At 37.9% G+C, this 22,516-nt stretch carries 20 protein-coding genes and 1 pseudogene; 11 read left to right on the forward strand and 10 right to left on the reverse strand.

Annotation, left to right across the window (positions count from 1 at the left end; genetic code table 11):
- Positions 1-12: 12 nt before the first annotated feature.
- The 4 genes from fur to ybfF all read right to left on the reverse strand — a co-directional run bounded on the left by fur (position 13) and on the right by ybfF (position 2,619).
- Positions 13-459: a ferric iron uptake transcriptional regulator gene (gene fur / locus PMI_RS02675; RefSeq protein WP_004244382.1), complete on the reverse strand. Its 447-nt coding sequence runs from the start codon at positions 457-459 to the stop codon at positions 13-15.
- A 190-nt stretch (positions 460-649) separates the two neighbouring features.
- Complete coding sequence (fldA, locus tag PMI_RS02680) at positions 650-1,177, reverse strand: flavodoxin FldA (RefSeq protein WP_004244384.1); 528 nt, start codon at positions 1,175-1,177, stop codon at positions 650-652.
- A gap of 158 nt (positions 1,178-1,335) precedes the next feature.
- Positions 1,336-1,635 (reverse strand): LexA regulated protein, encoded by a 300-nt coding sequence (gene ybfE, locus PMI_RS02685; protein WP_004244385.1) that lies wholly within the window; start codon positions 1,633-1,635, stop codon positions 1,336-1,338.
- A gap of 198 nt (positions 1,636-1,833) precedes the next feature.
- Positions 1,834-2,619: an esterase gene (ybfF, locus tag PMI_RS02690; protein WP_012367655.1), complete on the reverse strand. Its 786-nt coding sequence runs from the start codon at positions 2,617-2,619 to the stop codon at positions 1,834-1,836.
- Between the two features lie 464 nt (positions 2,620-3,083).
- Here ybfF and seqA point away from each other — a divergent pair, with 464 nt between their 5' ends.
- From seqA to PMI_RS02735, 10 genes and pseudogenes are all read left to right on the forward strand, one after another.
- Positions 3,084-3,635 carry a replication initiation negative regulator SeqA gene (gene seqA / locus PMI_RS02695; RefSeq protein ID WP_004244392.1) on the forward strand — a complete coding sequence of 184 codons (552 nt, stop codon included), beginning with the start codon at positions 3,084-3,086 and terminating at the stop codon, positions 3,633-3,635.
- Positions 3,636-3,709: 74 nt separating this feature from the next.
- Entirely contained in the window at positions 3,710-5,353 is a 1,644-nt protein-coding gene (gene pgm, locus PMI_RS02700) for a phosphoglucomutase (alpha-D-glucose-1,6-bisphosphate-dependent) (protein WP_012367656.1), read from the forward strand.
- A 156-nt stretch (positions 5,354-5,509) separates the two neighbouring features.
- Positions 5,510-5,992 carry a YehS family protein gene (locus PMI_RS02705; RefSeq protein ID WP_012367657.1) on the forward strand — a complete coding sequence of 161 codons (483 nt, stop codon included), beginning with the start codon at positions 5,510-5,512 and terminating at the stop codon, positions 5,990-5,992.
- A gap of 156 nt (positions 5,993-6,148) precedes the next feature.
- Complete coding sequence (locus PMI_RS02710) at positions 6,149-6,391, forward strand: type II toxin-antitoxin system ParD family antitoxin (protein ID WP_004244397.1); 243 nt, start codon at positions 6,149-6,151, stop codon at positions 6,389-6,391.
- On the forward strand, positions 6,384-6,677 hold the full coding sequence (locus tag PMI_RS02715; RefSeq protein ID WP_004252213.1) for a type II toxin-antitoxin system RelE/ParE family toxin: 294 nt from the start codon (positions 6,384-6,386) through the stop codon (positions 6,675-6,677). The genes PMI_RS02710 and PMI_RS02715 overlap by 8 nt, the downstream gene beginning before the upstream one ends.
- Positions 6,678-6,849: 172 nt before the next feature.
- A pseudogene (locus tag PMI_RS18840) lies at positions 6,850-7,005 on the forward strand (DUF1456 family protein); the annotation flags it as partial.
- Between the two features lie 148 nt (positions 7,006-7,153).
- Positions 7,154-7,486, forward strand: coding sequence for a type II toxin-antitoxin system RelE/ParE family toxin (locus PMI_RS02720; RefSeq protein WP_012367659.1), 333 nt, complete (start codon positions 7,154-7,156; stop codon positions 7,484-7,486).
- Position 7,487: 1 nt separating this feature from the next.
- Positions 7,488-7,772 (forward strand): NadS family protein, encoded by a 285-nt coding sequence (gene nadS, locus PMI_RS02725; RefSeq protein WP_012367660.1) that lies wholly within the window; start codon positions 7,488-7,490, stop codon positions 7,770-7,772.
- Positions 7,773-8,109: 337 nt separating this feature from the next.
- Positions 8,110-8,316, forward strand: coding sequence for a YbfA family protein (locus PMI_RS02730; RefSeq protein WP_004247539.1), 207 nt, complete (start codon positions 8,110-8,112; stop codon positions 8,314-8,316).
- 223 nt (positions 8,317-8,539) lie between these two features.
- Entirely contained in the window at positions 8,540-9,283 is a 744-nt protein-coding gene (locus PMI_RS02735) for a type 2 GTP cyclohydrolase I (RefSeq protein WP_004247540.1), read from the forward strand.
- 80 nt (positions 9,284-9,363) lie between these two features.
- Here PMI_RS02735 and PMI_RS02740 read toward each other — a convergent pair whose 3' ends face one another.
- The 6 genes from PMI_RS02740 to PMI_RS02765 all read right to left on the reverse strand — a co-directional run bounded on the left by PMI_RS02740 (position 9,364) and on the right by PMI_RS02765 (position 21,641).
- Positions 9,364-11,439, reverse strand: a complete 2,076-nt coding sequence (locus tag PMI_RS02740) for an SWIM zinc finger family protein (protein ID WP_012367661.1) — start codon at positions 11,437-11,439, stop codon at positions 9,364-9,366.
- Positions 11,436-12,590, reverse strand: a complete 1,155-nt coding sequence (locus tag PMI_RS02745; protein WP_017628479.1) for a VWA domain-containing protein — start codon at positions 12,588-12,590, stop codon at positions 11,436-11,438. Before PMI_RS02745 ends, PMI_RS02740 begins: the two co-directional genes overlap by 4 nt.
- Positions 12,577-15,159 (reverse strand): DUF5682 family protein, encoded by a 2,583-nt coding sequence (locus PMI_RS02750; RefSeq protein ID WP_012367663.1) that lies wholly within the window; start codon positions 15,157-15,159, stop codon positions 12,577-12,579. Before PMI_RS02750 ends, PMI_RS02745 begins: the two co-directional genes overlap by 14 nt.
- A gap of 100 nt (positions 15,160-15,259) precedes the next feature.
- Positions 15,260-16,369, reverse strand: a complete 1,110-nt coding sequence (locus PMI_RS02755) for an ATP-binding protein (protein WP_012367664.1) — start codon at positions 16,367-16,369, stop codon at positions 15,260-15,262.
- 25 nt (positions 16,370-16,394) lie between these two features.
- Entirely contained in the window at positions 16,395-20,123 is a 3,729-nt protein-coding gene (locus tag PMI_RS02760; RefSeq protein WP_012367665.1) for a DUF4132 domain-containing protein, read from the reverse strand.
- Positions 20,124-20,510: 387 nt separating this feature from the next.
- Entirely contained in the window at positions 20,511-21,641 is a 1,131-nt protein-coding gene (locus PMI_RS02765; RefSeq protein WP_004244407.1) for a multidrug effflux MFS transporter, read from the reverse strand.
- A 102-nt stretch (positions 21,642-21,743) separates the two neighbouring features.
- On the opposite strand from PMI_RS02765, the gene PMI_RS02770 reads away from it, so the two are divergent.
- On the forward strand, positions 21,744-22,505 hold the full coding sequence (locus PMI_RS02770) for an AraC family transcriptional regulator (RefSeq protein ID WP_004244408.1): 762 nt from the start codon (positions 21,744-21,746) through the stop codon (positions 22,503-22,505).
- The last annotated feature ends 11 nt before the right edge of the window (positions 22,506-22,516 follow it).

Raw genomic sequence — 22,516 nt, forward strand, 5'->3', positions numbered from 1 at the left:
TATCCAGAATGATTACTTCTCATCATGTGCGTGGCTATCTTCTTTACAATTACCTGCGGCGCAGTGACCATATAAATACAGGCTATGATTGGAAAGTTTGATGCCATGGCGTTCAGCGATATTTCTTTGACGAACTTCGATAGCATCGTCAGTAAACTCGATAACTTTACCACAATCAAGGCAAATTAAGTGATCATGGTGATGTTGTTGAGTTAATTCAAATACTGATTTACCACCTTCAAAATTATGTCGGGTAACAATACCAGCATCATCAAATTGGTTTAAGACGCGATAGACTGTTGCCAGACCAATCTCTTCGCCGATATCGATCAGTTTTTTATAGAGATCTTCAGCACTGACATGATGGCACTCAGGATCCTGGAGCACTTCCAAGATCTTTAAGCGAGGAAGTGTAACTTTTAACCCAGCATTTTTTAACGCTTTATTATTGTCGGTCATGCGGATTTAATCCTGTTGCTAATGGTGAATTTAATATGTGCTCACAAAATACTGTATATATTCATTAATACATAGGGTATTTAATAACCTTAATGATTATAGGCATGATATTAAAAAATAAACACCCCACCTATCACACTATCTTAGCACACCATTGAATAATTATCATTCTCAATATTAAGAATTTATATTATCCCAGAATTTCGTCAAGGCTCATCTCTTCTTTGATCTGAGCAACCCAAGCGTCAACACGCTCTTCAGTTAATTCTGGTTGGCGATCTTCATCAATCGCAAGGCCGATAAAGTGATTATCATCAGCAAGACCTTTAGATGCTTCAAAATGATAACCTTCAGTAGGCCAATGACCCACAATGACTGCGCCACGAGGTTCAATGATATCACGAATAGTTCCCATTGCGTCACAGAAGTATTCTGCATAGTCTTCTTGGTCACCACAACCAAATAGAGCAACAAGTTTACCGTTGAAATCAATATCTTCTAATGTTGGGAAAAAGTCATCCCAATCGCATTGTGCTTCACCATAATACCAGGTAGGAATACCTAGTAATAGAATATCAAATGCTTCGATGTCTTCTTGACTGGATTTTGCGATATCATGAACTTCGGCATTATCCGCGCCTAATCTTTCTTGAAGCATTTTGGCAATATTTTCAGTGTTGCCGGTATCACTGCCGAAGAATATTCCTATGATTGCCATAAAGTGAGATAACCTCTTTTATTCTCTTTGTCTGTATTTTTGAACAATTACCAGTAAAAGATAAACATCATGTTTTCATCATTGAAAACTAAAGCACTATTTTGACGAAAAGAGCAGGGTAATTCTGTCGAATTTGTGTGATTTTCCTGCTGATTTTTTTAGCTTTGATGTTTTTTTAACGCATAAGTTTGTGCGAGTTGTTCTAGTAATATTTCTTCAATAAGCTCACTACGACTGACATTTTTTGCGCTCGCAAGCTCATTAAGCGCATTGACAGCATCCTCATTTAATTTCAACTCAACCCGACGTAATCCATTGACGCGATCGCGTCGTAATTGGTTTCGTTTATTAATTCTAAGCTGTTCATCCCGAGAAAGCGGGTTTGTTTTAGGTCGCCCAGGTCTGCGTTCATTTGCGAACAAATCCAGTGTGGTGCGATCAGTTTGTTCTTTTGCCATAAATTTTGCTGTGAAAGGGCGTATACCAATGACTCAATATGAAGCGCCCAATAATACCCCACATATCGGCGTATCGCTACTGCTTCCTGTGTTTAACCTATTGTCATTTGGTCTTTTTATCAACAATGACAGATTTAAGAGCAATAATTGTACGCTATAAAATAGTATTGCTGGTGATTTATAACCAACAAAGGAACATTATACTGTTTTGGCTAAGAAGCGACGAATGGCCTTAATTACTGTTTCTGGTTTTTCAGAATGCACCCAATGTCCTGTATTGGCGACAACAAAGGCGGTTGCTTGTGGAAATTGGCGAGCAATATTATTGCGATATTCATCTAAAATATATGGGGATAGTCCACCACGTATAAACAAAACAGGATGATGCCAAGCAGGCACTTCTTGCCAACCAATAATATCGGGGTAAGCCTGTTTGATTGCGGGTAAATTAAATAACCATTCACCTTTTTTAAATGATTTAAGCAGAAATTGGATAACGCCGTCTTCTTCAATAAAAGGGCGCATAATAGCAATAGCTTCTGTACGTTGTGTGACGTGAGCTTTAGTGACAGCTTCAAGGGCTGCAAAAATTTTATCATGACGACGAACATTATAAGCAACAGGAGACATATCAATAACCACGATACGTTCAAGGCGAAGAGGTGCGAGAGCGGTCATTGCCATTGCAATTTTCCCTCCCATTGAGTGACCTATAACGATTGCTTTTGCGATATTTAAGCTATCAAGCAGGGTTAATACATCTTGTGCCATATCGTGATAGTGCATACTTTCACTATGAGGAGAATGCCCATGGTTGCGCACATCAATTTGTATCACGGTGTGGTCTTGACGTAGATCGCGACCTAGTACGCCTAGATTATTGAGATCACCAAAAAGCCCATGGATCAACACAATAGGTAAATTGTTTATCGTTGCTGTTTCTGGTTGATGTATTTGATAGTTTAATAATGCATTGAGTTTCATATTGATGACCAAAATTAAGTCTATTTTTTCCTTATGATGACATGTGCAATCATATTAGCCAACTTGTTGTCTTTTTCGGAATATGAAATAAAGTTAAGCTAACAAGAGATAGTTTAATTTATTATGTTCTGAGAAAATAGAATAATATAGATTATTATTCCAAACTTAACGGGAAAGATAAAATTTTGATATAGCTCAATAAGGATAAGTCAGAGTTTTATATTATTTTAATTGCTGATGTGAAAGGGCATTGAAGAAGATGTCAACTCTATTCTATGGCAATAAATTCAAAGAATAGAAGATGATACAGATAGAAACAATAGGATAAATACCCAGCTTAAAGTTTAAAAAGATTAATTCTTTAATGAATACGCTTTAAGTTATTGAAATTTTACCTATTTTGTTTTTAAAGATTATATCTTATAATCCTAGTCACTTTTTTTTGAAAATAGTACTGGGTAGCAATGAAAAAGATAGAAATTGATGACGAACTTTACCGCTATATCGCTAGCGAAACTAGACATATCGGTGAAAGCGCTTCAGATATTTTAAGGCGTCTATTGAAGCTTGATGCCAAACAGCCCGTACAGCCAGTCGTTGTCACTGAGTCAGTACAAGCGCCTGTCGTTAAACAGGATGCTGATCTTAAGCCTGTCGCACCAGCAAAAAATCCGGTCCGTGAAATGCGTGAACTGCTGTTATCTGATAGTTATGCAGAGAAAACAAAATCAGTTGATCGTTTTTTACAGATCCTGTCTACATTATATAGCTTAGATAGTGCTACTTTTACTCAATCTGCTGAAACAGTACATGGACGCACGCGAATTTATTTTGCCGGTGATGAAAAAACATTGCTCGACAGTGGACGTCATACAAAACCTCGCCATATTCCCGGTACGCCATTTTGGGTTATTACCAACTCAAATACTGAGCGTAAAAGAACTATGGTACAAAGCATCATGCAGGATATGCAATTCCCTGCCAATGAGATTGATAAAGTGTGTGGAACTATCTAAACACTATTGTTAATTGATGCATTGCAAAGGCTTTCGTTTAAAGCATGATTGTGATGTAAAATAGGAGAAGATTTGTGGCAATCCATTCAAGAGCTGGGCAACATACTCGTCAAAGCGATCTGATTAATGTAGCGCAATTAACCGCACAATATTATTCACTAAAACCGCAAGCAAATCAGAATGCTCATCGTGTGAAATTTGGTACATCGGGTCACCGAGGCAGTGCCAAACGTCATAGCTTTAATGAAGCACATATTCTAGCAATTGCTCAAGCTATTGCTGAAGTCCGAGCTAATAATGGTGTAACGGGGCCTTGCTATGTAGGTAAAGATACCCATGCATTATCTGAGCCTGCTTTTATTTCGGTTTTAGAAGTGCTTGCTGCAAATAAAGTTAACGTGATTATTCAAGAGAATAATGGTTATACCCCAACGCCTAGCGTTTCCTTCTCTATTTTAACTTACAATCAAGGGCACCAAGACATTGCTGATGGTATCGTCATTACACCATCACATAATCCTCCTGAAGATGGGGGGATAAAATACAATCCATCAAATGGTGGGCCTGCTGATACTGATTTAACCTCTGTGATTGAAAAACGCGCCAATGAATTATTGAAAAATAATTTATCGGGGGTTAAACGTCTTTCTTATGATGATGCATTAGCGAGTGGTTATATTCACGAGCAAGATTTAATTATGCCTTATGTTAAAGCGTTAGGTGACGTTGTTGATATGAAGGCAATTAAAAAAGCGGGTTTGAAATTAGGTGTCGATCCACTGGGTGGTTCAGGAATTGAATACTGGAAACGCATAGGTGAATATTACGAACTTGATCTTGAGTTGGTAAACGATCAGGTGGATCAAACTTTCCGCTTTATGACATTAGATCATGATGGTGTGATCCGTATGGATTGCTCATCACCTTGGGCAATGGAAGGTTTATTGCAACTGCGTGATAAATTTGACTTAGCTTTCGCCAATGACCCTGATTACGATCGCCATGGTATTGTCACACCTTCGGGCTTGATGAATCCTAACCACTATTTAGCGGCAGCGATTAATTATCTTTTTCGCCATCGTCCTCAGTGGTCAAATGAGGTAAAAGTGGGTAAAACACTCGTCTCTAGCGCGATGATTGACCGAGTCGTGGCTGATTTAGGTCGTGAACTTGTTGAAGTACCTGTCGGCTTTAAATGGTTTGTGCAAGGTCTATTCAGTGGCGAGTTTGGGTTTGGTGGTGAAGAGAGTGCGGGGGCATCATTCTTACGTTTTAATGGTAAACCGTGGTCAACAGATAAAGATGGTATTATCTTATGTTTACTGGCTGCTGAAATAAAAGCAGTAACAGGTAAAGATCCACAACAACATTATAACGAGTTAGCGCAACGTTTTGGCTCTCCAAGCTATAATCGTATACAAGCATCTGCAACTCATGAGCAAAAAGCGTTATTGTCACGATTATCACCAGAAATGGTCACCGCAAATACCTTAGCAGGTGATCCTATTACTGCGCGTTTAACTCACGCATCTGGAAATGGTGCTGCTATTGGTGGTTTAAAAGTGATGACCGATTATGGTTGGTTTGCTGCTCGTCCTTCTGGGACAGAAGAAGCGTACAAAATTTATTGTGAAAGCTTCCGTGGCTCTGAGCATCGCGAATTAATTGAAAAAGAAGCCATTGAAATTGTTAATAATGTTTTTGCCAGTAAACAATAAACTAAATAACTTAGTCGTATAATTTATTTATTACCAAATAGAATACACTCTACCTATAGGTGGAGTGTATTTTTTTAATCATAATAACTTTTAGATCACAACATTGATATCCATCATTGATGATTGATTTAGAATTGAATAAAGAGCGGATAATCAATGCAAAATAATTATGTGTTACGCAGTGTGCGTTATATGTTAGATCTTAGCGATGGTCATATTGTTGATATAATGAAACTGGCGGATTTCACAGCGACTAAAGAGCAAGTCAATCAGTGGTTAAAAAAAGACGATGATCCTGCCTTTGTTGAGTGTGATGATATGGCCTTGGGACATTTTTTAAATGGGCTTATCTTTTATCGTCGTGGTAAAGATGAAAAATATCCTACTCCAGAAGTCGAAAAACGGATAACCAACAATATTATTTTAAAGAAATTACGTGTTGCCTTTGAATTAAAAGACATGGATATGATTAACATTTATGAACTAGCGGATTTTCGCGTTTCTAAGCCTGAACTTAGCGCGATATTTCGTAAGCCAGGACATAAAAACTACCGTAACTGTGGCGATCAACTGGTGAGATACTTTCTGAAAGGGTTAACTGAAACCTTACGTGGCAAAGGCAAAGCGGTGAAGAAATAAAATTAGAGTATTTTATGCTATAAAATTATCTAGTTACTGAATGATACCCCAAAATTGATTTTCTGATTTGGGGTATTTTTTTATGGTATTAACTGGCAAATGAATAAATTTATTGCTAATGTAGTATTACTAAGTAATACAATGTAGGAAGGGGTTATGGCACGAGTAACGAGTGTAACTTTAGGTGAACACTTCAATGATTTTGTGGGCTCAATGATTAATTCAGGGCGTTATGGAAATACCTCTGAGGTTATTAGAGATGCTTTGCGTATGATGGAAATCAGAGAAGAACGACTCCAATTGGTTCGTAAAATGGTACTAGATGGTGTGAATTCACTAGAAAGTAAAAATGACATGGATGATATTTTTGCAAGAGCTGAAAAGGACTTAAATGTATAAACTTTCTAAATTAGCAGAAGAAGATATTTACCAAATTGCTCGTTATACTATTCAACAATTTGGAGTAACTCAGGCAAAAAAATATCATAATGATTTAAAACAGACATTTGAGCTACTAGCTAAAGCACCTTGGATTGGACGAGAATGTAATTGGGTGTGTAATGGTATGAGACGATTTGAGTTTAAAAAACATTCAATTTATTATCTACCAAAAAATGATACCTTATTTATTACTCGTCTTATTCATCATTCAATAGATGTTGATTTTGTTGATTTTCCTAAATAAATATTTCATTACTTATTACCAAATATATTGTCCAGTCATATATCCTTTAGTGCTGATATAGCATTATTGGATACCTTATCTCCCTTTTCTTGTTTTGATTTTCTCTTTTTTATCATTCACTCGCGAAATTATTTACTATAACCGTAATTCAATAAAGTATTAGTTTGCTTTGTTAACGGATTTTCGCGTTTCTAAGCCTGAGCTTAGCGCGATATTTCGTAAGCTAGGACATAAAAACTACCGTAACTGTGGCGATCAACTGGTGAGATACTTTTTGAAAGGGTTAACTGAAACCTTACGTGGCAAAGGCGAAGTGGTGAAGAAATAAATATGTCTTAATTCAAATTATTCCCTCTTAATATAAATAGAAGAATTTTTTCAAGAAAATTCTTTATAGTATGCGAACTCGTATTTAATCTTGAATTTAGGTGGTGTACATTGTACACTTTTAAATGATGGATTAGAAAGGGAACTTAATGAGTCATGCTATAGAATTTATTGAAACCTCAATATTTACTCAGCAAATCAAACTATTGGCTACAGATAAAGAAATAAGAATACTTCAAAATGAACTTATCAGTAAACCTGATAAAGGCGACTTAATTAAAGGAACAGGTGGATTACGCAAAATAAGAATGGCTGTAGGTAACAAAGGTAAAAGTGGGGGGACTAGAGTTATTTATTTTTTAGCGACTAAGGAAGTTATCTATTTAGTTATGGCGTATCCAAAAGCAATAAAAATTAGTTTAACTGATTCAGAAAAGATTGAGTTAAAAAAACTAACAAAAAAACTTAAAGGTGAACGGTGATATGAGTTTCTTCAATGATCTAAAAGCCTCTTTAGAAGAAGCCGTAGAAATTAAAAATGGCGATAAAAAAGCATCGAAAGTGACTCGGTTTGAAGTTGCTGATGTAAAAGCGATTAGGGAGCAACTTAACGTTTCACAAAGTGAATTTGCACATGCATTAGGGACAAGTATCGATACTGTAAAAAGTTGGGAATTAAAAAGACGTAATCCGACAGGGCTTACAGCGAAAGTACTTATTGCTATTCATAAAAACCCTAATTTATTTAAAGAGTTAGCCAATATCTAATTTCTTGTTTACTGCTAAACTTATTTTGTTTAGCAGTAAATCTCACTCTCTGATTTTCTCTTTTTTATCATTCACTCGCACTCGCGAAATTATTTACTATAACCGTAATTCAATAAAGTATTAGTTTGCTTTGTTAATGTTTTTTTGTTTTTGTTTTTGTTTTTGTTTTTGTTTTTGTTTCAATTTTGTTTCATTTTTATTTCTATTGTGAAATTTAATTACACTACAAGCAAAATAAAGGTGATTTTTCGCACAAAATAAGTGGTCTGATCAGTAGTAAAATTTCATCAAATGAGGTAAAATTTCAGCATCAATTCATTTTATGCAGGAGAACACTATGCCAGCTTATAACGAATACACTAAAAAACATGTTTTAGCCCGTCGTACTGGTGCGGTAGCGCTAGGTATTGTGGCATTTCCTGTTATGGTTTTTCATCCTAAACGCGCTCAGTTTTATAGCTATTTACATCGTGTATGGTCTAAAACAAGCAATAAGCCAGTTTGGTTGGCTAAATCAGAAATGGCATTAACTAGCCATAAATAACAGAAAATTCCATTTAACGCCTGTTGAAACAGGCGTTATTTTTTCCCCTTCTTCAAACCCTTTTTAACGTGTTATCACGTGTATTTTTCACTGTTCTATTTATTCTCTTATTTTAAGTTACAATAAAGGTTATTCACTTTGAGAAGTGCTAATTAATCTATTGTTATTTATTACATATGTACACTACGCACTGTGGCGCCGTGATAACAAGGAGAAACAGGATATGAAAAATACTGATCTAGAATTAATTATTAATGAAAAGCTAAGTATTGAGAATTTTCACGACTACGCACCTAATGGTCTTCAAGTAGAAGGGCGCCCTCATATTCAAAAAATAGTGACAGGAGTAACGGCTTGCCAAGCTTTACTTGATGAAGCGGTACGTTTAAATGCAGATGCTGTATTAGTTCACCATGGTTATTTTTGGAAGAATGAGCCAGTTGTTATCCGTTCAATGAAACGCAATCGCTTAAAAACCCTACTATGTAATGATCTCAATCTATATGGTTATCACTTACCTTTAGATGCCCATCCTATTTTAGGTAACAACGCTCAATTAGCGTTAAAAATGGGCGTAAAAGTTGAGGGTGAGATCGAGCCTTTAGTGCCGAAAGGGATTTTTGATCTACCTGTCACAGCCAATGAATTAAAAACACGACTCGAAAAAGCCTTACAGCGTAATGTGCTTCACTGTGGTGACAATGCACCAGATGTTATTCGCCATATTGCTTGGTGTACTGGTGGAGGACAAGGATTTATTCAACAGGCGGCAGAGCAAGGTGTTGATGCATTTGTAACAGGAGAAGTCTCAGAGCAGACGATTCATATAGCAAGAGAAATGGGCGTGCATTTTTTCGCTGCTGGGCATCATGCTACCGAGCGTTATGGTATTAAAGCATTAGGTGAATGGTTAGCACAAACTCACCATTTAGATGTTACTTTTGTCGATATCGATAATCCTGCCTAAACCCAGTTATTGCTATTCTATAAGCTATCTCTCTTATTAACTAAGTGAGATAGCTTTTTATTTAACAACAACCTTGAAATTTATTCATTAAGTTGAATGGGTAACGGGCTTTGTAATTGTTGCAGATTATCACATAGCCAAATTAACTGTAATAAAGCTTGAGAGTCACGAGCAGTTAAAGCGAGATAACGAGTTAATTGGTTAGCTATTAATGTCATACCTAAATCGTCAGCAATTTGTTTGCTTCTCTCTAATTGCTCTTTTTGCATTGCAGAAAGTTGTTCTCGCCCTGTACATGCTTGGGCTTCCAATACGGATAAAATGGGGCGACAAAATTTTTGTGCAAGGGTAGGTTCGCTGTGATGCATTGCCGTTTGTCGCTTACGTTTAGCCATATATTCTTGAATATGACTAATAAAACCAGACTGTTTTTTCTTACGTGGAAATTGGTCAAAATCGAGATAAAACATTTCAATGCCTTGCTCTGTTTTGATCCAAATGGTGGTGGGTAATAAATCGATATTGAAATCACGTCGAACAGGTTGCACGGTGATCGCAACGATTTCTAATTCTCGTTTAGTGAGAAAACGTAATTCTTCTAAATTATTTTGCGTTTCGCCTTCCCAATAAAGGCGCAAAAAGGCCGAATTTCCATTATTATCTACCACTTCCCAAATAACACACTGCTCTACTTCATGCCAAATTAAGGGATTATAGCTTTTGATATGTAAAACCAGAGGGGAAAGAAATCCTTCTGGTTGATCCGTAAAATAATTGGGTAAATCTTGCCAGTTATGAATACCTAATTCTGTTTGTAGTTGATGATAATCTGTGACATCAAGAAAATCGGTTTGATTTTGCGCAAAGCTATCGCCAATAGTAGCTAGTTTCCCTTCATCAGAAATACGAGGCGCTTGTAATAAGAAAGGTCGGCGCATGAGCTTATCTGCAGTTTGTTTCCATAACGATAAACTATGCCAAACACTATAGCGATTAAATAGGGTATCAAGTTGATTAGGGCGAGCTTGTGTCGCTTGTAAAAATTGTTTTGTTTCTTTATCCCAGAAAGTAAAAGTTGTGCCTAATGCGCCACTTTGTGCTGTCCACCAATGTGCATCAATAGGAATAAGCGCGAGACTGGTTTTTTTATCATCATATTGACGGCGAAGTTGCCCTCGTAATGTTTTTAATTGTTCAGGTGTCGCATAAGATAGCTGGAAAAGATAGGCTGAGATATGAGCTAATAGACGTAAGACATTGCTTTCATCCATAGTGAAATGTCTTTCAGCTAACCGCTTGACTTGAGTACTTAATGTTCGTAAATAAGAGGCTAAACGAGGTAAACCCTCGGCACGAGCAGACATATTAAGTAAATGTAATTGCGTTGCGCTACTTAAACTAATGTGTGATAGCCCTTGACGTAATAGATCATCAATAAATTGTTCAATAGTATTAATAAGGGCAATTTCTTCATCATTCAGTGGGCGTTGTGAAGATTTTAAGGGAATTAAATCTTCAGGCCACGTCCAAGGCTGTGTATTTTGCTTAAATATTTTCGCGACAATCGCAAGATGAAAAGCTTTTTTCTGAGAGCTAGAAAAAGGGGATAACATGCCATCGTAACCACTTGCTTGTAAGAAAATGACCGGTTCATCAACATCAGGGAGTTGGATTTTTAGCTGGGTTCCTGTGTCTTCTAGAACTAAAGTTTTATCTTCCCATTGTTCAATTAAGTTAATCGCAGTCCGACAGGCGGGTTTACCTGCTTTTTTGATGAGTAACTCGGGATCAAGCGTAAATAAAGAGGGTAATAAAGGCGGTGTTTCAACAGGCGCTATAATTTTTTCTGCTGATGTTTCAATGGGATTATCAGTATTAATATCATCAGTCGAATTGTTGTTGGCTTGTAACCATAAAATAGCGGCTAAAATATGTTTGCAACAACCTGCTGCGGAACAATCACAACTGGCTTGCTGAATGCCTGCTTCATGTAAAACGACTTTTTGCCCATCACTGCTAAATTGCCCTGTATTTGCATCAGTAACAGAGACTTTTTCGTTATCAACATCTTTTCTTGCGCGTCTTAATAATCCGGCATTAGCAAAGACGGTAAGCGCATCTTCATCATAATGAAAATAAACGGTCTGCCAACTCATTGCATTACCTCTGCTAGCCACTGTGCGAAATGTTCTGGGGTTAAAGCTGCAACTTGCATACCTCTATCGGCGAGTTTTTGTGCGATAGTTGAGTCATAAACCGGTTGAGCCTCATCATCTAGTGCTGCCAGTCCTAATAATTTAACTTGTTGGCTATTGAGACGTTGTGTGCAATCTAATAATCGGGTTAATGATCCCCCTTCTTCAAAGTCACTGATAAGCGAAATAACAGTACGCTTAGGGTTGTTAACTAAGCTTTCGCAATATTGCATGGCACTAGCAATATCCGTACCTCCTCCCAATTGGACTGTCATTAACACTTCAACGGGATCGTCGGCTAAGTGTGATAAATCGACAACTTGAGTATCAAACACGATTAAGGAGACATTAACAGCAGGTAATGAAGCTAAAATACTCGCACACACAGCTGCATACATAATGGAACTAGACATTGATGCACTTTGGTCAACACAGAGAATGACATCCCATGGAAAATGCTGTTGCATTCGTGAATTAAAGTAAGGAGTTTCAATCAATAAACGACGATTTTGGGTATCGTAATGTTTTAAATTGGCGGCAATAGTGGCACGCCAATCAAAGTTACGACTATTTGGTACTAACGAGCGTCTAAAGCGATTACGACGACCGGTTAATGATTGGCGAAAGTTATTACGAATTTGACGCAAAATATCTTCAACCACTTTACGAATAATGGTTTTTACTGCATCTCGCGTTTCTTCGCTCATTCGTCCGCGTAAGCTTAATAGTGTTTTAGCTAACGCTTTAGTCGGCTCCATGGCTTTTAGCGTATTGGGATCTTTAAGAAAGCTACTGATTTGATAACGTTCAATCGCTTGTGATTGCATACGTTCAAATGTGCTATTGGGAAAAAGTTTGCGAGCTTGATTTAGCCAGTTTACGGCAGTAAGTTGCGATGCATCGAGAGAGCCATGGCGACCGCGCTCTTGACGTAATCCTCGGCGCTGATATTCACGGCGATAAAGAAAATCGAGTGTACGTTCAATTTTAAGATCATCAGCATTAAACGTGGCTTGCCCTAAAGCATCATCAGCGTATTGGCCTAAAATCAAGCGCCAGCGTTTGGCTTGTTGTATTTTATCTTTAGGCATATCATCATCATGCTTCTCCATGAGTATGGTCTCCTTTCTCTGTTTTCTTCGCCTCAAACCAAGAAATCATGCCTTGTGTCTTAATGCGCTGTTGCAATTTTTGATTGAGTTTAGTGGCTTCAAGCATTTGCTTGGCACTAAATTCTGATTGCCATAGTGATAAGGCTTGCGTATCTAAACCAATATCATTAGCAATATATTGTGCAAGCTCTGCATTTTGTTTGGGATTAAGTTGGCTAAAGGCAAAACGCAGATCAGGTAAAATCTGAATAAAGCGTTCTTCATCCCATTGCTGTAATAAGCTATTTAAGTGATTGACTAACAACGGCAGGCGAATGACTAGCTCTGGTGCAGTGCGCATTATACCGACAAAATAACCAATGGCATGTTCGGGAGCGCTGCCTGTACTAAAGGTCGCATTTAGCACGGCCGCTAAGGTCTTTTCGTCAATATACGAACCTAGATAACGTAATGCATCTACCGCACCTTTTAATAAAGGAACGGTATCTAATTGTCCATCAAGGCGATTAAGTTGCTGATAAAAATCACTTTTATAATCATATTGATGATCCAGTGATGGCATAAACTCAATGAGTTCACGTAAAGAGAGTAGGGCTTGCAGATTGCTTTCTTGTTGTTGCTCATCACCTTGAGCCAATTGCTCTAAGCAAAAGAAGGCTTGAGGGATCACTTGATGTAGCCTATTTTCCAATGTCAGCTCATCGGTAATATCAAGATATTGACGACCTCGCCATAAATGGATCAATTTATGTCCACATTGTGTTAATGACTCAAGGCGAAAATCTTGCTGAATATAGCTATCTAGCAGTTTAAATAGCGTAGGGATACGCTGGTGGAGCCCAATTAATGCCGCTTGAATTAACAAAGTGACCGCACTTTGGCTTGAACGGCTTTGTCCTTGTTCTGCAAGCTGTTTTTCCATTGCTAACAGTTTATTTAAGGCGATAGTTTCAAGTTGAGAGCCTTTTTCTGATAATGAGATCAGTTCACCTTCAACATTGGGGGTCCATGCATATTGCCATTCTTCAAATAATAGATCTAACTGGTGACCAGAAAGAAAATCAGGTCCATTGACACGGTGGGCAAAATGGATTTCTAAAAATGCCAATAAATGTAAAAAACGACTTCTTAAGCGATGTTGGGGGTTGCGATAAACATCACATTTTGTAGTTTTTGCTAATGTATCATCAAGTTTAAAGCGAAATGCTTTGGCGCGTTCATAGGTTTCATTGACTAAAGGGGGCGTTGCTGTACCTAATGGAATTTGTCCTAATAGATAACCTGAAAAACAGGTTTTGATTTCGTCCCATAATTCGTTTTGACTGTCATCTAAACTGCCTTTAATAAAGGCGCTTTGTAACCCATCAAGCAAATCATAACGCCCCATACCAGTGTGCTCTCTTAGTAAAGCGAGGCGTAAACTCTGCTCGGCTGCTAGTTTTACGGTTAAATAACTGGGTGGATTATCAAATTGTTGTTCTCTGATAGTCTGAGCCACTGAGCTTAAAAAGGCGATGCCCATTTTATTGCGATAAACTTGCGTTGGCTGTTTTGCCGCCTCATTGTTTTCTAATTTATCATGATGTTGTTGCATTAAGCTTTGCCAAGCTTGTTGGTAAAAAGCCGGAGATGGCATACCAGATGCATAGCCATTAAGTGCATCTAATCTGTCAAAGCTATAGCGAATAAGCCAAGCTTGCTCTTTTTCGCCCATTTTTTGCATTTTAGTAAAGTGCTTTTGTTCTGAGCTAGAAATAGCGAAAGAGTTGGGTTGTGAAGAAGCTAAGCCTTCGATTAGCGCAAGGGTGTGGGCTCCCCCTGTGACGATTAATATTTTGGCATTAGGCTCGTACTGTTTGATGGTTTTTATATGAGTGAGCATATGTGCTTCACGTTGTGAAGAGCCTTCAGATGCAAGTACTTCAGGTTCATAGTCAAGGCGTGCAAGTGCACACCAAATAAAAATGTCATTAAACAGAGTTTGCCAATCTGCTAATGCCTCAATACTGCGTAACTCAAAAAGATGCTCCCAAACATCATCATGATCACGGCAATGACATTGTTTAGCTAATTGTGCAATAAATTGGCTATGGGCTAAATAACGTTCTTTTTGTAAGCTACGGCTTTGTAGATCGCTGTACTCTTCGTTATTGACTTGAGCAGCCCAAGGTAAATCGATAAAACGTGTTGTTGCATTGATGCGTAAACCACCTCGCAAAGCTTGCCACTCAGGGGAATATTCACAAAATGGGAAATAGGCAGAGTGTAGCGATTTTTCACGCTCTTCTAGGCCACTATCATGATGACAATATTCGGCTTGCCCCATAATAGCAATAGGAGGGAGAGTATCTTTATCCGTTAGGCTAGGAATAAGCGAATTAAAGGTATCCGGACCTTCAATTAAGATATAATCAGGTTTTACAGAATCAATTAATGATAAAACTGCATAAGCACAAGCTGGGCTATGGTGGCGTACAGGGGCAAAATAGAGATGTTGTTGCTGTAACGACGTCCATTTCAGTCGGGCTTGGTCAATTCTTGTTGGTAAAGATATTGAAGGTAGCGTCACCGTGTTGATCCCTTTTTTGGGTGAAAAAGCAGAGTAAGTTAACTCTGCCTTTAATAGATAAATAAATAGACTTTAATGCCTCGCTGTGGCTCTTTACGTTTTATTGCCAAAAGTCTTTTGATGCATCAAAGAACGCTTTCCACTCTTTACTATTTCTGGCCCTTTCTCTGGCGACGTTGTCCATGTAATAACGAATACGCTTAATATCATCAGGATTATCTTTTAATACAACGCCGATTAATTGACGTGCAATCGCACCGGCATTCATCACGCCATCACCTAAATAATGCGCTTCTAACGCACAAGCATAAGCGATATTTACGGCTTCTGCTGTTGACATAACCGCATCAGGTGTTTTGATATTGCCACCATCTTGGGTATTACCTGAACGTAATTCTTGGAATGTGGTAACCAGTAATTCCACCACATCCATAGGGATGGTGATTTCTGTCGCTAAAGCACCTAACTCATTTTCAAGCTGTGATTGGATCAAACTGATTTCAAAAGCTGGATCACGAATAGGTTTTACTGTTTCAAAATTAAAACGTCGCTTTAATGCGGCAGACATCTCATGTACACCTCGGTCACGCAAGTTTGCGGTACCAATCAAGTTAAATCCGGGTTTTGCACTAATACGCGCACCGTCGCCCATTTCAGGGATCATTAACTGTTTTTCGGACATTAAAGAAACCAGCACATCTTGAATTTCAGGAGGACAGCGAGTTATCTCTTCAAAACGAACAATTTTACCTTGTAACATGCCTTGATAAATCGGTGAGCCGACTAATGCTCGTTCTGTTGGGCCTTCTGCTAATAGTAACGCATAGTTCCATGAGTATTTGATATGATCTTCTGTCGTCCCTGCAGTACCTTGGATGGTTAATCCTGAATCACCACTGATAGCAGCCGCAAAAAGTTCTGAGAGCATTGATTTTGCTGTACCTGGCTCACCAACCAGCATTAAGCCCTGTTTGCCTAATAATGTAACAATTGCACGATCAACTAAGGCATCATCACCGAAAAACTTAGGTGTGATACCTAAAGTATCATCACCTAAAATAAATTGGCGCACAGCCCGAGGAGAGCGAAGCCATCCTTGGGGCTTCGGATTATTAGCATCCGCTTTTGTTAAGCGTTCTAATTCTTCAGCAAATCGAACCTCGGCACTTTCCCTAATTGCTTGTTGTTCTTTGGGTGTTTTTTTAGCCATATTCTTTCCTAATTATCCCTAAATTTTACCAAGGTGTTTTCTTTTCCCATTCAGGATCAAATCCTGCACAAGCTTCAGCGACTTTTAGATAATCCGCGTAGCTTTCTGCTAATAAAATCGGTGGTACTTGCTTTAACTCAATATTATTGCGATCCCAGTAATTTTGCTGATCCTTCTCAAAACTTAAATCGAATAAAACCGCTGGAATATTTTCTTCTGGTACATAGCTACCACTAAAACCGATATTGACGTAGTAGTTTAAGCTAGAGAAGAATTTGTAATAGTGAGAGAACGAGCCTCCATCTTCAGCAGGGCCTCGCTGATAGCCCATTTTGGTTAAAATACCCCGTAAGGTGAACGTGTCTGTGATCCAACCTTTTCGGTCTTCAACTTCTGTTTGTGTCAGATCTAAATCAGGGATCTTATGTTCCATTTGTGAAAATAAGAATTTCACTTTGTAATCTTTGAAGTGTGCAATCCATGCTTTACGCTCATCTTCATTAACTAGGGCGGCGTGAGCTAATTGAATCAAAGAATCATTTTGTAAGGTGACTTCGTCATCTTCAAGGTTAAGTAAAGCACCATCATCAGAAGGGCGGAAGGTATTGATAACTTCACCTTCTTTTACTTCTTGCCAAACTAATTGTTCAATCAATTTATGCATAATAGGGTGAGCTAAAATATACTCTTGCCAATCAGCGCTTAGCCATTGGCGTTGCGCGCACATCGCTTCATATAAACGCACACTTTGTAATTCAATAACTTGTTTAAGTTCTTTTTTACTTGAAGTGAAAAGTTTTTTCGCTTCTTTAATCAGCTCTGGATCGTCATTTTTGCGTGCTGCAGGTAATGACTTAACTTCCTTACCTTCAGGATTAAACAGAACAATTTTTTGTTTTGCATCCATTTTGGCGGTGAAAGTACGCTCACCATATTCCAGTACTAATGTTCCTGAATCATCAAAGCCGGCGGTTGGAATGGTTCTATCGGCTAATTCATCAGCACTCCAACCATTGCGTTCAGCTATTTGCGTAACTAAATTACGCGCTTTTTCCTGCACAGATGCTGTGCGATAACGACGTGATAATGAAAGCAGAAGTTGAATGATAATAGGATCATTACTTGAAGCTACCGCATCAATCATCGCTTCGATTTGCGCACGACGCTGATAGTGATCACGCATATAGTTACGTAATACTGATACTGCAATATGCCCCTCAATTCCACAAATAAGCGCGAGCATTCCTTTATCGCTGATTGCCGAACCTAAATAACGACGTAGTACCTCGTTTTTAATTTCTTCGACGACTTGCTCTAAAGTATAGGTTTCATATTTAGCATAATATTCAGGATAACGTTTGGCCCAATCTTTGTATTGTGTTAATCGAGAAGGGGCATTTTGTTGCGCTTCAGCCATCGCTTCTTCAAGTGTTGGTCCTTTAATATCTTGAGCGACAAAAGTGTGCAGGATAAAGCTTGAAAGTTTATGTTGGCTATCAACGCAAAGTAGGCTGATATAACGTTGTAATAACGCATTACCCCCTGGCATTTTTAATTTGACGGCGAGAATAATCCACCAACGAATAATCGCGGGATCAACCGCTTTTTTGTTTTCCCATGTTAATGCAGGGATCGCCTCGAAGTTAAACCAAGCAAGGCTTGCGGGTGGTTTGGCTTTGAGACCTTTTTCAGCTTCTGCTAATAATGTCTTTGGCGATAAATAGCTTGAAATATCCTCACCTAATTGTTCTAACGCAGTGAGCAGAGCGGCTCGTACTACTTCGCGTTTCTCTTTTTTCAGTAAGGCATTAAGGGCAGGTAATGAGTCAGGGTTATTTAAACGTGCTAACCATTCAATCGCGGTGACTCGAATTTCTTGTTTACTTGAAGTTAAGCCTTCTTGTGCACTTAAGTGAATATTCGGTAAGGTTTCTAATAATTTCTGAGCTGAAACTCGGTGTGTTTTATTTTCACCTAGAGCCAATTCCATGATACGCGGAACGAATTGTGCAGGAATGGTTGGAAAACGGCTTAATACTTCAATACCTTGTGAAGTTTCAAATTGGCGATAGCGGTGTTCACTTTGATTTGGCATTAAGTTTAGCGCTTCTGCAATATAATCAGTATGTTGAGAGAAGAAAGGCCAAACTTGTTCTGGTTTACGGAAACGACGTAAGCCATCTTGATAAGATTCTAAGCACAGCGCCGCTGTGATACGCGTTGCACGTTTGAAATGACATCGTTCTAATACATTTTCAACGTGTCGTAATTCAATATCACTCAATAAACGTTCAGGAATATCACTATTAAAATAGTGAGAGGAAAAGTGATCCGCATGTTGGCGGTTATTGGTGATCACGCGCACGGCATGGAAAAAGGTGTATTCAGGTAAATTAGGAATACGGTTTTTGTGTTTAATTATTTGGATCTCATTGACTTGAATAGTGCCTTGTCCGCTATTGAGTTTATCCACTAATGCTCGACACTGTTTTTCATCAATTTTAGAGAGATCTTTATAATGGCGTTGTGCCCAATTATAAGAGTGTTTAGACGTTTTATTTTCTTCAATTTCACGTTCAGCATTTTCTTTTGCTTTTACTAACATTTCATTGAAGTTATTCACCAGAATATCGCGGGCACTATCGGGTAATGGTGTGTCTTCTAAGGGAGTAAAATCAGGCGCTTTAATGGCTTCAACGGTATTTGCATTATCAGCAACACAAAAACGTTGTAGCGCACTTTCAATGCTCTTGATAACTGCTTTTGAGGTTTCATGTTTTAATGCTTCTGCCAGCACATCACGGTTTTCACCTTGGCGCGCGAATAAATCAGCGGCTTGTGTACGTTGTTTGGGAGTACCATTCATTAAAACATGGGTTAAATTTTCTTTTACGATTTCAGCAGGTAAGGTATTTAAAATAGGTTCAGCCGTTTTTTTGACGGTTCTTAAACTGCTAGTGGCAAGTAAAACAATAATATCTGCAAAAGTATCGCGTAATATCGTATTTTTATTTAGATAATTTATTAGCTCGACTAAGCCATTCGCTGAAAGTTTTTCAACTAATTCTTTTCTAACAAATTCTTGATGTGAAAGTAGATAGTCTTTTAAATCACACAGTTCATAAATACGCTTAAGATTAGCGGCATAATATTCAGAGACATCTTTTCTATCAAAAATTGCAAATAACGCGTTTTCACCGCCAATATTGGCCTCTGCTTCGACCATATTGGCGATAAACTCCATACTCCAATGTTTACGATGTTCTAAATTAAGGTTACGTGCATTATCGTAAGTGGTATAAAACGCATCAACTAACAGGTAGATAACCCAAGTGGGGACTTGCGTTGTTGTTACTTTAATATTGATATCTTGACATGCGGCAGCGATGACTTTGGCAAAACGGGCCACTTGCTCTAAGGAAAAACTTTCACCAACCTTTGAGTAGAGTTTATGGCGGGCATTAAGGCCTTGGGTGATAACCTTACCGTACTTTCCTGTATCAACATTACTGGCATACCACCACTCTAATGTTCCCGCACGATGAAAATAAACGGCGGCTTTCGCTGCATCTAGTTTATTTAATTCAAATAGAATTTCAGGGTTTGTACCTGTAAGTACATAATCTAATGCACGCTTAGGTAAACTTTTATCAAATATAGCCAGTAGGACAAGAGAGCCTTGAAGATATTGTTCAGTAATATCGACGTCTTTTTTCCCAAAAATAGGGAGAATATCTAATATTTTTTTTATCACGCCAGTTCCTTAAGCCATGTATGGATAAACAGTTTTTTTTACCATGAAACAGTAAAACGAACAATTTTATTATTACTGGCGAAAATAAAGTCAAGGCATAACATTTGTTAAATATATGGATATAAACACTGAAAAAGCCAATCTAACTTTATTAATATTCAATTCATCATTATATAAAATGCAATCTCAGGAAAAAGTACTAAAAGTTAAGAAGTGATAATAAAGGCGTTTTTTGTGGATTTTAAAAAGATTAAGAATTGTCTGTTTAATTTGCTAAGTATTAACACTTAGTCCTGTAGATAAGTTAATCTTTCTATTCTTGATTTTTTCGAAATGTTACAAAATAAAAAGAGCTTCTTATAAATATAACAAGCTCTTTTAAATATATTATTTTGCTGTTTGGCGAGAGAAAGAGAGTAACAAAGCACCTATACTACAAATCAGCAAGGTAATCGCTAAACTTTGTCCCCATCCAGCCAGTGCTAAACCACCACCAATAAGTAAATAGTAGAATAAACCTAATAGTGCACCCGCTGTGCCTAAGCGATCTTTATATTGCGCTAAAGCCGTCGCTAAGATATTTGGAATAGCAATGCCATAGGCAACGACACTTGTCATCATTGGAATAATAAAACTAATGTGATTGCGTAATAAATAAACACCTACAGCACTAATTACTGCAATAATACTTGCAAGTAATACTAATTTCTCACATTGCCAATGATGGCTTAATAATGCTTTATTAATGTAAGAACCAATACCGACACCTATTGCTAATACAATACCACTATAGCCAAAAGTACTTGCACTATAACCTTGATTATCAAACATAAAAGGTGCTAGTTGGTAATAAGCAAATAGACTGATATTAAAAAAAGCAATTAAAAGTATAGTCTTGGCAATTTGCTTATCTTTCAGCATTTTTATCGCTGTTTCCGCTAGTGGTGCGGTTTTTATTGTTGCAGGGCGACTTTCTGGTAATGCAATAGTACTCCACAGCAATAAAACGACGGCGAGAAGAGCAAGACCACTAAATACCCCTTGATAACCTGCATAGCTCACCAGTAAAGAACCACTTAACATACCAATAGCCGGACTTAATGCGATTGCCGCTCCCATAACGGAAAATACTTTGGCTAATTCTTCACCACTATAAACATCACGCATAATAGTTTGTGTTCCTACAGAGCCAACTGCGGCACCAAAAGCAGAAAGCATACGTAATATCAGTAATACAGAAAAATTATCGGTCATAAAGACACCAATACAAGCAATGGCATAAATAAATAACCCTGCTAACATTGTTGGGCGCCGGCCAATGACATCACATAAACGACCCCATATAATGACACCGAGTGCAAAAGCAAAAAAGTAGAGCGAAAGTGTTTGCCCTGCTTCATTGGCACTGACTCTAAAACCATTTGAAATATCAGTAAGTGCTGGGCTATAAATGGTTTCTGCAATTTGTGGAAACATCATTAACGCAATTGCTAACCATAGAGAGAGTTTTCTGTTCATTCTTTGTTTTCCTAAAGCTTGATACTTTGATGACAGAATACAGTGATAATAATTGTCTTGTTATATATATAAAGACATAATATTTACCAAATAGGACAAGTGATGGCTTGGCTTAATCAATACGACCACTTTGTGCCAGAAGAACACCTTGCATCAGTTGTGGGTATTGCTGCAGAGATGGGAAAACATGATTCAGGTTTTCACTCACATGATAGGGGGCAGTTACTGTTTACTCAATCGGGTTGTATGAGAATTACTTTAGCCTCTCGTGTATCTGTTTTGCCACCCATGAGAATTGCCTGGATCCCGCCAAAACTGGAACATCGAGTCGAGATGTATGCGGCTGTAGGTTATCGTTCAGTTTATATTGCCGATAAATTTCATCATCGTTTCCCAACTGAAAGCGAAATACTGACTATTTCACCTTTACTTAGAGAGATATTAGAGCGTATTGCCATTGCTGATTTTGACACCCAGTGGGAAGTAGGGCGGTATGCAAATTTATTAGCTGTTTTTTTAGATGAAATTCAGCAAGCTAAACGTCAACCTAATCATTTATCAATGCCCAGTGATAGACGGTTAAGAAAATTATCTTTCGATGAATTACCTCCGCCACTACAAGAATTAGCGCAATATATTGGCGCTAGTGAAAAAACCATTACTCGATTATTTTATAAAGAAACAGGATTAAGCTATCAACAATGGCGTCAGCAATGGCGATTAATGAAAGCGATAGAGTTATTAGCCACACATCATCGTTATTTAGAAATTAGTCAATTATTAGGGTTTGCCAGCGATAGTGCCTTTATCACTTTTTTTAAAAAAATGACCGGGCAAACACCACAAGAGTATTTAAGAAATTGATCCATGCTAAT

The organism is Proteus mirabilis HI4320 (assembly GCF_000069965.1).
GTDB classification, from domain to species: Bacteria; Pseudomonadota; Gammaproteobacteria; order Enterobacterales; family Enterobacteriaceae; genus Proteus; species Proteus mirabilis.